This is a genomic window from uncultured Sphingomonas sp. (assembly GCF_913778135.1).
Taxonomy (GTDB): domain Bacteria; phylum Pseudomonadota; class Alphaproteobacteria; order Sphingomonadales; family Sphingomonadaceae; genus Sphingomonas.
The window spans coordinates 1-13505 of sequence record NZ_CAJYVU010000131.1 but is presented as its reverse complement, the minus strand read 5'-3'; the positions used below and the strand labels follow the sequence as shown (position 1 = coordinate 13505).

The window sequence follows — 13505 nt, the reverse complement described above, 5'->3', positions numbered from 1 at the left end:
CACTCTTTTCCTATGCCAGGATCAGAAAGCGAACTTGGCACCGAAGGTGAAGCGACGGCCATAGACGTCGAAGTCTGCTGCTGTCTCCAAGCCCGTTGGCGTGCCGAACGGCGTACCCGGCAGGTACTGCGGCTTCTTGTCGAAGACGTTGTCGACGTTGATGAAGAACGAATAGCTCTTGTCGATGTCCCAACGGATCTGCGCGTTGTGGAGCCAGTAGTCCTTGATGTTGTTCAGCGCCGCGACCGCAGGGTCGTTGCTGGAGAAGTCAAGCGTGTAAGGCCCGCCGCTGAGGAACTGCGTATCCCAGCTCAGCGCAAAACCATCGATACCGTAGGTGCCACGAACGTTGAACCGGTCACGCGAGAAACCATAACCGAAGGTTCCGGCGTAATCGACCGGAGTATCCGCGGGGTCGCCCTGCGTGATGTAGTGGAACAGGTGCGTATAGCGCGCATCAAGCACGAACTTGTCGGCACCGAACAGGTTCAGGTCGTGGTTGTAACGAGCAACGAAGTCGATACCGCTGGTCTTGTAAGTTGCGGTATTGATCAACTGCCCATCGACGCGCGTTACGAAACCGGTCGTGCTGCTACGGAAGACGTTGTTGCAATATACCGGCGAACCGGTGAGCAGACACTGCTGGATGCTACGCGAGCGCCCGATCGTCGAGATCGCATCGTCGATCTTGATGTTGTAATAATCGACCGTCAGCAGCAGCCCGGGCACGTACGACGGTGTGTAGGTCGCGCCTAGCGTGTAGGTCTTGCCGGTTTCCTCCTTTAGCGCGGTGTTGCCACCGGTGAACCCGTTGATACCCTGCAAATCTGCCAGCGTGTAGGCGAACGTGCCGTTCGGGTTGGCGGCGAAGAAAGCTGCGATCGGAGCGACCTGGCGGCAGGCCGCGGCTGCGGCACCCGCAGTAGTGGCCGTGATGCCATCACATGGATCGGTCACTGCTGCGAAGGTTTCCGAGGCCGTGCTGTACAACTCGGAAACGTTCGGCGCACGATTGGCAACCGCATAGTTTCCGCGCAGGCTCAGGCCCGGCAGAACCTCCCACTTAGCACCGGCGTTCCAGCTGAACACGTTGCCAATGCTCGAGTAATCCGAATAGCGCGCGGCACCGTTCACTTCGAAATAGCGGACGAACGGCACGTCCTTGAGCAACGGGATGCTCAACTCGCCGAACGCTTCCTTGACATCGAAGCTGCCAACCAGATCTGAGATCTGATTGCCCGAGTTCTGACCAAGATTGGTTAGAATATCGAGGTTGTCGTTGGTCTTTTCCTTGCGGTACTCCCCACCGACGACGGCCTGAACGTCACCGGCCCACAGCGTCGCGATCGGTCCGCCGATCGTCGCAGTCACAACGTGTTCGGTGTTGCGGATGTCCTCCGACTTCGGCACCACCGCCTGCACATAGGATGCGGCGCGCGGGTCAACCGAGTTCGCACCAAAGATGTTGAGTGGGATACAGCCCTGCGCGATCGCGGCAGCGCTGCGGCAGACGATGTCGGTACCAACGACGTTGCCCGTGCCGACGCGAACGGCGTCGAGCGCATTGGCATAACGCGTGATGTCGACGTCCTCGGTCGAGTTGAAGTCGCGCAGGTGACCGAAGACGTAGGTCACGTCCCAGTTGAACTTGCCGATGTCGCCCTTCAGCCCGGCCGCAACGCGCCACGTATCGCGCGATGCACGGTTGCTGCGGTCGAAGATGCCGTTGCTGCGACGACGGAAGCCGATCGTCGTGACATCGTTGTTCGGGTTGCCGTCCGAATTTGCGGCCGCGATCGCCGCAGCGATGCTGGTGGGGATGAACGGATTGTCGATGCCGATACCGGCAATGCCGATGTCGGTGTTCGCCAGCGCCGAAGGCTCAAGCGCAGCGTTTGAGCGGACCTTGGCATAGGTGGCCTCAACGAACGCGTCGATGCCATCGGTCACCTTGTAGTTGGCGATGCTGGAGACGAGGTAGCGCTCGACCGGGGTCGAGATGTAGCGATCACCGTTGCGGTTGTACCCGTAACCGGTCGGGAAGCCGAGTACGATGCTATCATCGGGGTTGAACGTGAACAGGTTGTTCCCGCCCGGCAAGATCGAGCGTGCGGTCGTGTTGTTCGCGCCACCGAGCAGCTGGAAGCGCCCCTGTGCCGGATAGCTCGAATAGGACGCAGGGCCGCAGATCAGGTTGGCGCAATCCTGCGCCGAGATCGCACGGTTGCGCGAGAACAGGCCATCATCCTTGGTGTAGGTGAAGTTGGCCATGATGTTGCCGCGATCGTCGTGACCGAGCGTGGTGCCGGCAGTGATGCTCACCAGACGGTTGGCATTGTCGCCACGCTCGCTGATGCCGGTTTGCCCGCGTACCGAGATCCCATCGATATGATCGCGCAGGACGTAGTTGACGACGCCCGCGATCGCGTCAGAGCCATAGACCGCCGAGCTGCCGCCCGTGACGACGTCGACGCGCTCGACGAAATCGGTCGGAATGTTGTTGGTGTCGACCGCGGAGTCACCGGCGAACCCGCCGATGAAGCGGCGTCCGTTGACCAGCGTAAGGGTGCGCGAGCTGCCCAGCGCGCGCAGGTCGATCGACGAAATGCCGGTGCCCGAGGTCAGGAAGTTGGAGTTGGTGCGGCTGAGACCCAGACCGACCGACGGCAGCTGGCGCAGGATGTCGCCAACGTTGCCGAGGCCGGTCGCCTGAAGCTCGCGGTCGTTGACGACTGTGACCGGCACAGGCGAATCCGCTTCCGTACGACGAATGCGCGAACCAGTAACGACGATCTCGGCCGCCTGCGCGTCCGCGGGATCGTTCTGCGCCTGCTGGTCCTCGGTGACCACCTGACCCTGCGTCGAGGCAGCGGCATCCTGCGCGAACGCAGCGCCGGGTGCCAGCAGTACGGTGCTGGCGAGCGCGGTTGCGCTCAAAAAGACATTAAGTTTCATACAGACCCCCATCAGGCGCCCGCTCGCGCCAAGATGCAGGGCTTCAACCGCATTTTGTATCGTCTCGCAATCTCGGCAGCGAAACTGACGCAATTTTGGTCAGCCTTGTTGCATCAATGTTACACAAATGTGGGTGGTCAGGTGTTCATCGATGCACTTGGGCAACTGCGTGTGGCGTGTGGCGTGTGGCGTGTGGCGTTGAGCAGAGGGCCACAGCTATCAATAGCTGGATGTCACCCCTGCGCTGAAAAGCGTTGAGGTGACCAACATGCCCCGTGCTAGAATCCGTTTATTGCGGCTGATGACACATACCGATTAAACCTCATCCGGTGAGCGGCCTGATCCTGATCGCTGGACCAGTTCTAATATTAAGCAGGTAGCCGCCCACAGCTCCGCGCCGGATGCGCGCCTGATCGCCGGCCTTGGGGTCGCGCCCCAGCTCGCCTGTTTCTGCCTGTATCCAACTGCCGTAGCCGTCGATGTCGAAACGCCACAATCCGTTGCGTTGCGATGCCGCGGTGATGACGGACGTGATCGGCAATGCGGCATTGATCGCGTCAAATGCTCTCGTTCTCGCATCTTTGCTGCGCACTTGTTCGGAGGTCTGTTTCAGTACCCACGCTTCCTTTTTGTCCATCAACACGGTGTCGCCAACTCGATACGACGAACTGAGGGCGCGCGTCTCCTTCTCCAGGCACAGATAGCGCGGCTGTGCTTCGGTCTGCTGCAAGCAGGCGAACAGGGGTTCGAGAAGGTCTGTCTTGGCGAGATCATTCGCTTGTGCGGACGCTAGTGGAGACAGCGTCAAAAGCATCAGCAATGCTTCCATGGACAGCATTGCAGACCTAAATCGCCAAATCTTTTTCATCAAACTGGTCAACTTGTTAGAGTGTTGCCAAATAAGCACGTCTAATGTCTTTTAACAACAGGGCAGTCTTCCTGACATTACATTCCTGCTTCACTTTGGCATTCCTCATCAATCGTATCACCGGCCTTCAAAGCACGGGGACGAGCAGGGGTCAAAATGGGGGCCCGGCAACAAGATGGTTCGGGAGAAGTAATTCATGATGTTGAGCAAGCTGGGTCGCCTGCGCTCGGGCGCGGCGCCGATTGTTCTGGCAGCAGCGATGCTGTCCGCGCCTGCCTTCGCGCAGACACCGCCACAGGGCGCGACGCCGACGCAGGGCACGGAAGACGTCCTCGGCGCGCAGTCGAGCCAGACGCGCAACGCAGAAGGGCAAACCGCGGAAACGCGCGCCGCAGCCGGCCGTGCGACCGGCACTGAATCGGGCAGCGACATCGTCGTCACCGGTTCGCGCATCGCGTCGCCGACCATCACCTCGGTCTCGCCGGTGCAGGTCATCAGCGACGTGCAGATCAAGCAGGCGGGTGTCGCAAACATCCAGGATCTGTTGCTTGAGAACCCAGTGTTCGGTTCGCCAGCCTATGCGCGCACCAATACCGCCTTCCTGACCTCAGGCACCGGCGCTGCAACGGTTGATCTGCGCAATCTCGGTACCGATCGCACGCTGGTGTTGATCAACGGCCGCCGCGTTGTCGCCGGCATCCCGGGTTCGGCGACGGTCGACCTGAACGTCATCCCTGCACAATTCGTTCAGCGCATCGACGTTCTGACGGGCGGTGCATCGTCGCTGTACGGCTCAGACGCCGTCGCTGGCGTCGTGAACTTCGTCTACAAGGACAATTTCGAGGGTCTCGAGGCCAACGCGCAATATGGCCTGACGCAGAAAGGCGACACGCGCGATTACCAGGCGAACGTGACCGTGGGCGGCAATTTCGCCGAGAACCGCGGCAACATCATGATGCACCTGGGCTATACGAACCAGGGCCAGCTGCTGTCGCGTGAGCGCAGCAACACGCAGATCGACGATTCGGACGCGTTCTTTGGCGGGTTCAGTACCAATCCGGCAGATTTCGGCACCTCGATTGCGCCGACCTATTCCGCGATCGCGCCGCAGGGCACGTTCACGGCCGGTGGTTGCCAGTTCACGTTCAACCCGAACACCAACGCGCTGGAGCGTGGGTTCAGCGCCAATGGCGGCACGATCAGCGCGGCACAGGCACGCGCCTGCGGCGTTCCCGCTGGCACCGCGCTCCCCGCGCGCGGCTTCAACCGTCAGAACTTCCGTACCATCGCAGTGCCAGTCGAGCGTTACCTGTTCGCGATGCGGACGCATTATGACGTGACCGACAACATCCGCTTCATCGCGGAGGGCACGTACGCGAAGACCACCGCCAGCCGGAACATCGAGCCCTTCGGCTTCTCCTCGGCCGGATCGACCGGTGCGTATCCGAGCGGCGGTTCGGCGCCGATCGAGACGCGTGTGCAGGCAATCGGCGCGGCGCCCGGCGTCACCACCGTGGTGCGCAACCCGCTGGTGCCCGATGCGATCTACAATGCCGCAACCGACACCGATGGTGACGGCCTGAAGGACATCGGCTTCTCGCGCCGCCTGCTCGAATTCGGTAATCGCCGCAGCACGACCTCGCGTGATTTCTACCGCTTCGTGACCGGTCTCGAGGGTGACCTGTTCAGCGACAAGTTCCACTGGGACTTCACCTATAACTACGGCCGCACGACCGAGAACCAGCAGGGCAACGGCCAAATCAACACGGTCAACTTCCGCAATGCATTCCAGGTCGTCACCGCTCAGAGCCTCGGCCTGGCGGGCGGCACCACGCCGGTCTGCTTCAGCGCCCAAGCACGCGCACAGGGCTGCGTTCCGGTAAATATCTTCGGCCAGAACACGATTTCGCAGCAGGCGCTGGCATATCTGAACGCGGAGCAGACGTTCCAGACCAGCGTGTCGCAGCAGGTCGTGCAGGCGAACCTCTCGGGCTCGCTGTTCGACCTGCCGGCCGGTCCGCTCGGCATTGCGGTCGGCGGCGAATATCGCCGCGAGCGCAGCTCGGCCAACAACGACGCGTTGACTAACGCCGGACTGAACGGCGGCAATGCGCTACCCGACACGGCCGGTAGCTTCGACGTGAAGGAAGTGTACGGCGAGGTGAACGTGCCACTCTTGGCTGACACGCCGTTCTTCCAGAACCTGAGCCTGCGCGGATCAGGCCGTATTTCCGACTATTCGACGGTCGGAACGGTCTACAGCTACAGCGGCGGTGTTGAATGGTCGCCGATTGAGGACATCCGCTTCGCCGGCACCTACGCACGCGCGGTGCGTGCGCCGAACGTTGGTGAGCTGTTCACCGGCCCGTCGCAGACCTTCCCCTCGGTCACGGACCCGTGCGTGGGCGTCACCGCGACCACAGCCGGTACGCTCGGCACGCAGTGCCGCGCCGCAGCCGGCGTGCTCGCCAACATCGCCGCCAACAACGGTGCGTTCGCGGTGACGCTGGCCGATCGTCAGGGTGTCAGCGGCTTCAACAGCGGTAACCCGAACCTGAACGAAGAGCAGTCGGACTCATATACCGGCAGCGTCACGATCAACCCGCGCTCGATCGACTTCCTGCGCAACACCGTGCTGCGGGTCGATTACTTCAACATCCGCATCAAGGACGCGGTCAGCGCGCCCCCGCGGCAGTTCATCCTCGACCAGTGCTACCGTCAGGGTAACCCGACCTATTGCGCATTCATCCAGCGCCGGGCGACCGCTTCGGCGGTAAACAGCGCGGGTACGCTGGAGTTCGTCAACGCGGGCTCGGTCAATGCCGGACGTCTGGCGACCGAGGGCTTGGACGTCACGCTGACGCAGCGCGTGCCGCTGGACGGCCTTGGTATGGACGGCGCGATCAATGCTCGCGTCGCCTATACGCATACGTTCACCGGCTATGTCATTCCGCTGCCGGGCTCGGCTCGCGACAACTTCGCGGGCGAGGTCGGTGCCGCCAAGGATCGCTTCACCGCGAACCTGGGTTATACCAACGAGCGTCTGAACGTGAACTTCACCGGCACCTACTTCGGTCGCTCAGCGCTAGACGACCAGACGCTAGCGGGCCGCGGTCTTGAGCCGGGCGCGATCAAGGTACCTGCTAAGTTCTACCTCGACAGCCAGATCTCGTTCAAGGCAGCCGACCAGTACGAGTTGTACTTCGGCGCGGATAACCTGCTCAACACCAAGGCTCCGAACATCCTGTCGCTGGCACCGGGCAACACCACGGGCACCGACACGGCAGCAGGCGTCTATGACGTTTTTGGCCGGCGTTACTATGCCGGTGTGCGCTTCCGCTTCTGATCGGATAGTACATTGCGGAAAGGGCGGCCCGTTGCGGCCGCCCTTTTTCGTTTCACGACATCTTCATCTCACGACAGCGGCGGCTGGCCGTTTGAGGCGGTCAGCCCGCCGTCGACCGGCAGGTTTACACCGGTAATGAAATGCGCGTCCTCGCTGGCGAGAAACGCGATTGCGCCCGAGATGTCGGCGGGCTCGGCACCGCGGCCCATCGGAATGCGCTCCTCGAACTTGGCGATCAGCTCGGGTTGCTCCTTCATGCCGGCGGTCAGCGCGGTGTAGGTGAGCGACGGGTTGACCGCGTTGACGCGGACGCCGTGTTTCGCCTCGTCCATCGCCAGCGCACGGGTGAAGTTGGTTACCGCACCCTTGGCCGCGCAGTAGAAGCTGTGGTTCCAGTCGCCGCCAAGTCCCGACACCGACGAAATGTTGACGATGCAGCCCTTCGATTGCCGCAGATGCGCGATCGCCGCGCGGCTCATGTGGACGACGCCGTAGAGGTCAGTCTCGATCACCTTGGTGAACTCGGCGAAGTCGCCTTCGTCAACTTTGCCCAGGTGATCGACACCGGCGTCGTTGACCAGCACGTCGATCCGCCCGAAGCGGTCGACCGCGGCCTTTACCAATGCCTCGCACGCTGCTCGCTCGGAAACGTCGGTCTCGCGCGTCTCGACCGTGCCGCTCAGTTCGCCCGCGAGGCTGTCGAGCGCGGCCTTGTCGATGTCGCCGAGCACCAATGTCGCGCCTTCCTCCGCGAAGCGGCGCGCGGCGCCCTCGCCGATGCCCGAGGCAGCACCGGTGATGACGACGACCTTGTCGGAGAAGCGCGCCATTTACGCGTTCTCCGCCTGTGCCGCGTGCTTGCCCTCGCAGAACTCCTCGACCAACTTGGCGCAGAAGGCAGGCAGGTCGTCGGGGTTGCGGCTGGTGACGAGGCCTTGGTCGACGACGACCTCTTGGTCGACCCAGCTGCCGCCCGCATTCTCGATGTCGGTCTGGAGCGTCGGAAACGAGGTGAGCGTGCGGCCGCGGACCTGATCGGCCTCGATCAGCGTCCAAGGTGCGTGGCAGATCGCGGCGACGGGCTTCTTCGCGGCGAAAAAGTCGCGGACGAAGGCGACGACCTTGTCCGACCCGCGCAATTTGTCGGCGCCGACGCAGCCACCCGGGATAACCAGCCCGTCGAACTGGTCTGCCGACACGTCGCCGATGGCCTTGTCGACGGTGAACTTGGCGCCGGGGTCGAGGTCGTTGTTGAACGTCTCTGCCTCACCCGTCTCCAGGCTGATGACGGTGACCTGACCGCCGGCTTCTTCGACCGCGGCCTTGGGCTTGGCGAATTCCGGTTCCTCGGTACCGCGCGGCGCGATCAGGATCGCGATCTTCTTGCCTTCGAGCTTCATGCTGGTTCGTCCGATCTGGGGGAGGGGGCGCCGCGTAAAGGCGCTGGGGATCATCGAACGAGTGGTTAAGTGGTTCCGATAAATGCAATAGTCAGAACCAAGCTTCACAGTGACGATTTCGACTTGTGGACAGGTAGACATGTTAGCTGTGACTAATTATGCCCTGAAAACGCGCCCGGACGCGGGTTCGAGCAGGTGAACCGGCATCCGGGCGCGATCCCACCGCGCAGGCGGGGACCCGCTAGAGGGGGAGAACGGGGGTGCTTGCACCTCCCGCGCGGTGGAATGGTGTTACTTGCCGTCCTTGCCCGAGGCACCCGAGACGGCGTCGCCGGCCGATTTCAGGTCGCGGCCCGCGCCGTTGACGGTGTTGCACGCGGCGAGCGCCAGCATCGCGGTCAGGCCGGTCGCTAGGATGATCTTCTTCATGGGAAATCTCCTTGGATAAGGTGCGACGGGGCCGGTACGCCGCCCCGCCAACGCCTTTAACAAAGGTGCGACGGGGCCGGTACGCCGCCCCGTCGCGGGCACTCAGCGCAGGCGGCGACGCGTCGCCGTCGTGGCGCCAAAGGCGGCCGCACCAGCGCCGACCAGCAGCGCGAGTACGAGGATGAACGAGGTCTTCGACGCCGCACCCGCGGCTGCGTCGGTGGCCTTCTTGGCGGTCTGGATCGCTTCGTTCTTGGTCTGGACGAAGCGCTGCTTGGCCTGGGTCACCTGCGCCTGCGCCTCCGGGCGGCTGATCTTGCGCTGTGCGGCAACGATGTCGACGATGCGGTTCTCGGCACGCTGGCCGTCGGCCCCGCCACGGGCGAGCGCGGGCAGTTCCTTCGCGACTTCCTTCTGCGCCTGCTCGGGCGTCATCTGCGCCGGATCACTGGGCGCATCGGAGAGGTAGTCGGACGCTTCCTGGCGGACGTCGTTCTGGTCGATCCCTGCGACCGAGGCGGCCTGCGGCGCGACGCGCGCTGCGGCGCCGACGGTCGATCCAGCCGCGCTCGCCACGCTGCCGACTGTGCGGAACGCGCCACCGATGATCCCGCCGACCGCAGAAGTCAGCAGGTAGATCGTCAGGATCAGCGTCACGCCCCAGACGACCAGACCGTGGACCAGCGCGTCGAAGCGGTCGGTCACGCCCGACACGCGCGCGGCGGTATAGCCGCCTGCACCCAAAGCGATCACGGTGGTAATCAGCCAATAGATGCCCGCACCGATGCCGAAGCCTGCCGCGCCCGGCGTCGTGCCCTCGGTCGGATCGACCATCGAGAGGCCGATGCCGGTGCCGAGGATGCCGAGCACCACCTGCACCGCAATCGCGATCACGACGCCGGCGAAGATCGCCCCCCAGGACACGCGCGCGAAACGCGCGGTGAGCGCGGTGTCGGTCGCGACGTAATCGTCCCGAACCCCCGTTACATTGGTCGCCATATTCACTCCTGTTCTTGTTTTGGATTGTTGGTGTCGGTGTTGCGTGCGCCGGTCTTCGGCGCCTCGGCGTCCTGCTGCTTCGCGGCGTCACGCTGACGCTCGCGTCCGTCGCGCACTGCCTGGTCGTCGCCGAGCAGCTTGCCGATCGCTTCCTGTGCGGCGCCCTTGGCCTCACGCACCGGCGCGGATTTCTCGCGCTTGTCGGATTTCTCGTCGGTCACGCGTTCGCCTCCGCTAACAGCCGTTCGCCGTCGAACCCGCGCGCGCGTGCCCAGGCGGCCGCGGCGGTGCGGCGGTTGACGCCGATCTTGGCGTAGATGCGCGCGACATGGTTGCGCACGGTGTTGCCCGACACGCCGAGCGCACGCGCGATGCTCTTGTCGTCGAGCCCGCGGCAGATCAGCGCCAGCACCTCGCGCTCGCGCGGGGTGAGATCGTCGAGCGAGGCGCCGCGCTCATCGGGCATCGGCGCGCGCAACCGCGCGAGCTTGTCCATGATCGAGCGGCTGAACCAGCTGGTGTCCTTCATCACCGCCTCGATCGCCTCGACCAGTTCGAGCTCGGTCGCCTTGCGCTGGGTGATGTCCTGGAATGCCCAGAGCAGGCATTCGTCGCCGTTCAGGGTGAATGCCTCGGTCGAGACGAGGCAGTCGATATGCCCGCCCTCGCGCGTCGCGATCCCCGCCTCGTGACCGCGAAGGCCATTGCCTTCCTCGATCGCGCGCTCGATCTCGCGGCCGGTGTCCTTGCCTGCCCATAGTCCGACCTCGCTCAGCGAGCGGCCGATGATCGCGGAGGCGGCATAGCCGGTCAGCTGGGTGAAGCTGGCGTTGATCTCGCACAACAAGTGACCGTCGCGCGCACCGATCGCCATCGCGACGGGCGCCATCTGGAAGGTGCGGGTGAAGCGCTCCTCGCTGTGGCGCAGCGCTTCCTCCGCCTGTCGCCTGGGCTCGAGGTCGGCGAAGGTGAACAGCATGCACGGCTGGTCGCACAGGTCGATCGGCTGCCCGGCGACGATCACCAGCTTGGTGCCGCCCTCCGCCAGCTCCAGCCGTGCCTCCATCTGCGGAATCGTCGCGCCGTCGGCCAATCGTTCCTTGGCGAGGTCGCGGCGGTCGGCGTCACGCAGCACGTCGATGTCGTAGACGGTACGGCTGAGCACATGGTCGCGCGCGAAGCCGGTCATCTCGAGGAAGCCCTGGTTCACCTTGACGAACCGCAGGTCGGACAGGCGGCAGATCACCGCGGGCGCGGGATTGGCATTGAACGACTGCTCGAACCGGTCCTCCGCCTCGTACTGCGCGGTCACGTCCTGGATGACGAGCACGACGCAGGTCGGCGCGTCCTCGTCGCGGTCGTTGAGCACCAGGCTGCGCACCTGGTGGACCCAGCGCGGATCTTCCTCGCAAGCGACCGTGACCTCGACCACCACTTCGGAGAAGCTGTCGCCCGCTACCACACGCTCGATCGGGTAATCGTCGGCCGCGACACGGCGGTTATTGCGGTAGCGCAGCTGGAAACGCCGGCGATAATCGTCGACGTCGTGGCCCAGCTCCTCGAGCGCGGACACGCCGTGCATCTTGAGCGCCGCATCGTTCGCCCACAGCAACGTCTGGTCGGGATCGATCAGAATCACGCCCTCGTCGAGCCCCGCGATGATCTGGCGCAGGTGGCGCAGATCGGCGGTCTCGCGCAGCGAAGTCAGTGACGCGGCCATGCGCTCAGGCGCGATCGCCGCGGATCAGCCAGCCGAGCAGGTAGCCACCGATGCCGGCGCCGAGTGCGGCCAGCACCGCCCAGGATGCGGGATTGTCCGACACCGCGGCGTTCGCTCGGCGGGTGCCGCGTGCGGCTGCGTCGCCGGCACGATCGGCTAGGTCGCGGGCTCGGTCAGTTGCGCGATCGGCAACGTCACGGGCGCGGTCGCCGGCATCGTCCGCCGCGTCGCCCAGCCGCTCGCGTGCCTTGTCGAACCGCTCCTTCGCCTCGTCGACGAAGCCGGGTGCGGCGTCGATCGCGTCCTCGGCGACCGAGCGCGCGCGGCCGTAGAGGTTTTCCGCACCGCCCGCGACCTGATCGACGACGCCGTCGACCTGCCACTCACGACTGTCGACCGCGTCGCCGACCGCCTTCTCGACCTTGCCGCCCAGATAGCGCGCACCGCCGTGCAGTTCGTTCTTGTTCATGCCTGTTCCTCCACCAAGCGAGCACACGCGCCACCTCCCGCCCGCGGACACGAGCCACGTCGCGGCGAGCGGGCAGGGGTAGGGAGGTGCATCACCATCAACTCCGTTACGGCTGCGCAACACAGCCGGTTCGGACGCATCAACCTATGTTATCGATATTGGTTGCTGGTAATTTGCTACGGTAGGATTGGTGTTGTTCTACTATGGGGTCGCAGCGGAGAGCAGCGTGCGATGCGCCAAATTGCTGTCTCAAAGCGTCAACATACTAGGAGCGACGTACCGGTGAGACCAGCGGCGACCAGTAGATTGGTCGCTATGACACCATGCTTGAGCCGAGCTAATTCAGCCGCAGCTGCATCGCCTGGATGTGCCATATCGGCTTAGCGCGGCAGGACTCGCGCAAACATCATCATTAAAATCGATAATAAATCTTATGTAAAATGGCATTTTGGCATAATGGATCGCTGCGTCACGCGGGATCGCTATCGTGGTCGGGTGCGAACGCCGCTTCATGTTTCAGCGCCCAGGAGCAAAGCGCCTCGAACGGCTCGCGCAGTGAATGGCCGAGCGGCGTGATCGTGTAGCGAACGCCGATCGGAATGGTCGGGATCACCGTGCGCGTGACCAATCCGTGCCGTTCCAGTCGCTTCAACGCGTCGGCGAGGGACTTGTGGGTGATCCCGTCCAGCCGGCGCTTGATCTCGTTGAAGCGCGCGGGCTGCGGGCAGAGCACCGTCAAGATCATGATCGTCCACTTGTCCGCGATCTTGTCGAGCACCGGCCGGATGCGGGGCACGTCCATCATCGCCTGACAGGACAGTGCGTGGAGGTCGGTATCGTCGGCCATATCTAGGCTAGTCCAGGTGCGTTCTTGTTAGCAGATATGCTTTGTATATCTGGTTCGCCGTCGCCAGTGAAAGGACGAACGATGGCAAAAATGACGGGCAAGGTCGCATTGGTAGTGGGCGGCGCGAAGGGGATCGGTCTCGCGATCGTTGACCGCTTGTCGCAGGAAGGCGCGACGGTGTTGCTGACCGGGCGCCGCGCGGGTGAAGTCGCCGCAGCGGCACAGCAGATCGGACCGTTGGCGCAGGGTATCGAGGCGGATGCGGCATCCCCGGCTGATCTGGCGCGCGTCGTGGCGGAGGTCAGGCGTCTGCACGACCGTATCGACCTGCTGGTCCTCAACGCTGGACTGTCCGAGCCGGCGACGATCGCGGAGGAAACGGCGGAGCATTTCGACCGCCACTTCGACGTCAACGTGCGCGGCGCGCTGTTCGCGGTTCAGGCAGCGGTGCCGGTGATGAACGACGGCGCGT

Annotated in this window: 12 protein-coding genes; 2 read left to right on the top strand and 10 right to left on the bottom strand. The window is 63.8% G+C overall.

Annotated features, from left to right (window positions below; all coding sequences use genetic code 11):
* Positions 1-21: 21 nt before the first annotated feature.
* Positions 22-2955 carry a TonB-dependent receptor gene (locus QZ847_RS12145; protein ID WP_294356813.1) on the bottom strand — a complete coding sequence of 978 codons (2934 nt, stop codon included), beginning with the start codon at positions 2953-2955 and terminating at the stop codon, positions 22-24.
* A 322-nt stretch (positions 2956-3277) separates the two neighbouring features.
* A complete protein-coding gene (locus QZ847_RS12140; RefSeq protein ID WP_294356812.1) occupies positions 3278-3784 on the bottom strand; it encodes a hypothetical protein in 507 nt (168 codons plus the stop codon).
* A 235-nt stretch (positions 3785-4019) separates the two neighbouring features.
* Here QZ847_RS12140 and QZ847_RS12135 point away from each other — a divergent pair, with 235 nt between their 5' ends.
* Complete coding sequence (locus QZ847_RS12135) at positions 4020-7169, top strand: TonB-dependent receptor (RefSeq protein ID WP_294356810.1); 3150 nt, start codon at positions 4020-4022, stop codon at positions 7167-7169.
* A 68-nt stretch (positions 7170-7237) separates the two neighbouring features.
* On the opposite strand, the gene QZ847_RS12130 is transcribed toward QZ847_RS12135, so the two are convergent.
* The 8 genes from QZ847_RS12130 to QZ847_RS12095 form a co-directional block, all read right to left on the bottom strand.
* Positions 7238-7999: an SDR family oxidoreductase gene (locus QZ847_RS12130; RefSeq protein WP_294356808.1), complete on the bottom strand. Its 762-nt coding sequence runs from the start codon at positions 7997-7999 to the stop codon at positions 7238-7240.
* Positions 8000-8569, bottom strand: coding sequence for a type 1 glutamine amidotransferase domain-containing protein (locus tag QZ847_RS12125; protein ID WP_294356806.1), 570 nt, complete (start codon positions 8567-8569; stop codon positions 8000-8002).
* A gap of 291 nt (positions 8570-8860) precedes the next feature.
* Positions 8861-8998: an entericidin A/B family lipoprotein gene (locus QZ847_RS12120; RefSeq protein WP_093008036.1), complete on the bottom strand. Its 138-nt coding sequence runs from the start codon at positions 8996-8998 to the stop codon at positions 8861-8863.
* 102 nt (positions 8999-9100) lie between these two features.
* A complete protein-coding gene (locus tag QZ847_RS12115; RefSeq protein ID WP_294356804.1) occupies positions 9101-9997 on the bottom strand; it encodes a hypothetical protein in 897 nt (298 codons plus the stop codon).
* A gap of 2 nt (positions 9998-9999) precedes the next feature.
* Positions 10000-10218 carry a hypothetical protein gene (locus tag QZ847_RS12110; protein WP_294356802.1) on the bottom strand — a complete coding sequence of 73 codons (219 nt, stop codon included), beginning with the start codon at positions 10216-10218 and terminating at the stop codon, positions 10000-10002.
* Positions 10215-11717 (bottom strand): PAS domain S-box protein, encoded by a 1503-nt coding sequence (locus QZ847_RS12105; RefSeq protein WP_294356800.1) that lies wholly within the window; start codon positions 11715-11717, stop codon positions 10215-10217. The genes QZ847_RS12110 and QZ847_RS12105 overlap by 4 nt, the downstream gene beginning before the upstream one ends.
* A gap of 4 nt (positions 11718-11721) precedes the next feature.
* Positions 11722-12186 (bottom strand): CsbD family protein, encoded by a 465-nt coding sequence (locus QZ847_RS12100; RefSeq protein ID WP_294356798.1) that lies wholly within the window; start codon positions 12184-12186, stop codon positions 11722-11724.
* 469 nt (positions 12187-12655) lie between these two features.
* Positions 12656-13033, bottom strand: a complete 378-nt coding sequence (locus QZ847_RS12095; RefSeq protein WP_294356796.1) for a helix-turn-helix domain-containing protein — start codon at positions 13031-13033, stop codon at positions 12656-12658.
* Positions 13034-13114: 81 nt separating this feature from the next.
* On the opposite strand from QZ847_RS12095, the gene QZ847_RS12090 reads away from it, so the two are divergent.
* The coding region (locus QZ847_RS12090; protein ID WP_294356794.1) for an SDR family NAD(P)-dependent oxidoreductase at positions 13115-13505 on the top strand (391 nt) is incomplete at its 3' end.

What these genes read in the sequence shown, in the direction of transcription:
- QZ847_RS12135 (WP_294356810.1), top strand. Translation starts at nt 4,020, where the DNA reads ATGATGTTGAGCAAGCTGGGTCGCCTGCGCTCGGGCGCGGCGCCGATT.
- QZ847_RS12120 (WP_093008036.1), bottom strand. Translation starts at nt 8,998, where the DNA reads ATGAAGAAGATCATCCTAGCGACCGGCCTGACCGCGATGCTGGCGCTC.
- QZ847_RS12140 (WP_294356812.1), bottom strand. Translation starts at nt 3,784, where the DNA reads ATGGAAGCATTGCTGATGCTTTTGACGCTGTCTCCACTAGCGTCCGCA.
- QZ847_RS12095 (WP_294356796.1), bottom strand. Translation starts at nt 13,033, where the DNA reads ATGGCCGACGATACCGACCTCCACGCACTGTCCTGTCAGGCGATGATG.
- QZ847_RS12115 (WP_294356804.1), bottom strand. Translation starts at nt 9,997, where the DNA reads ATGGCGACCAATGTAACGGGGGTTCGGGACGATTACGTCGCGACCGAC.
- QZ847_RS12145 (WP_294356813.1), bottom strand. Translation starts at nt 2,955, where the DNA reads ATGAAACTTAATGTCTTTTTGAGCGCAACCGCGCTCGCCAGCACCGTA.
- QZ847_RS12100 (WP_294356798.1), bottom strand. Translation starts at nt 12,186, where the DNA reads ATGAACAAGAACGAACTGCACGGCGGTGCGCGCTATCTGGGCGGCAAG.
- QZ847_RS12130 (WP_294356808.1), bottom strand. Translation starts at nt 7,999, where the DNA reads ATGGCGCGCTTCTCCGACAAGGTCGTCGTCATCACCGGTGCTGCCTCG.
- QZ847_RS12125 (WP_294356806.1), bottom strand. Translation starts at nt 8,569, where the DNA reads ATGAAGCTCGAAGGCAAGAAGATCGCGATCCTGATCGCGCCGCGCGGT.
- QZ847_RS12105 (WP_294356800.1), bottom strand. Translation starts at nt 11,717, where the DNA reads ATGGCCGCGTCACTGACTTCGCTGCGCGAGACCGCCGATCTGCGCCAC.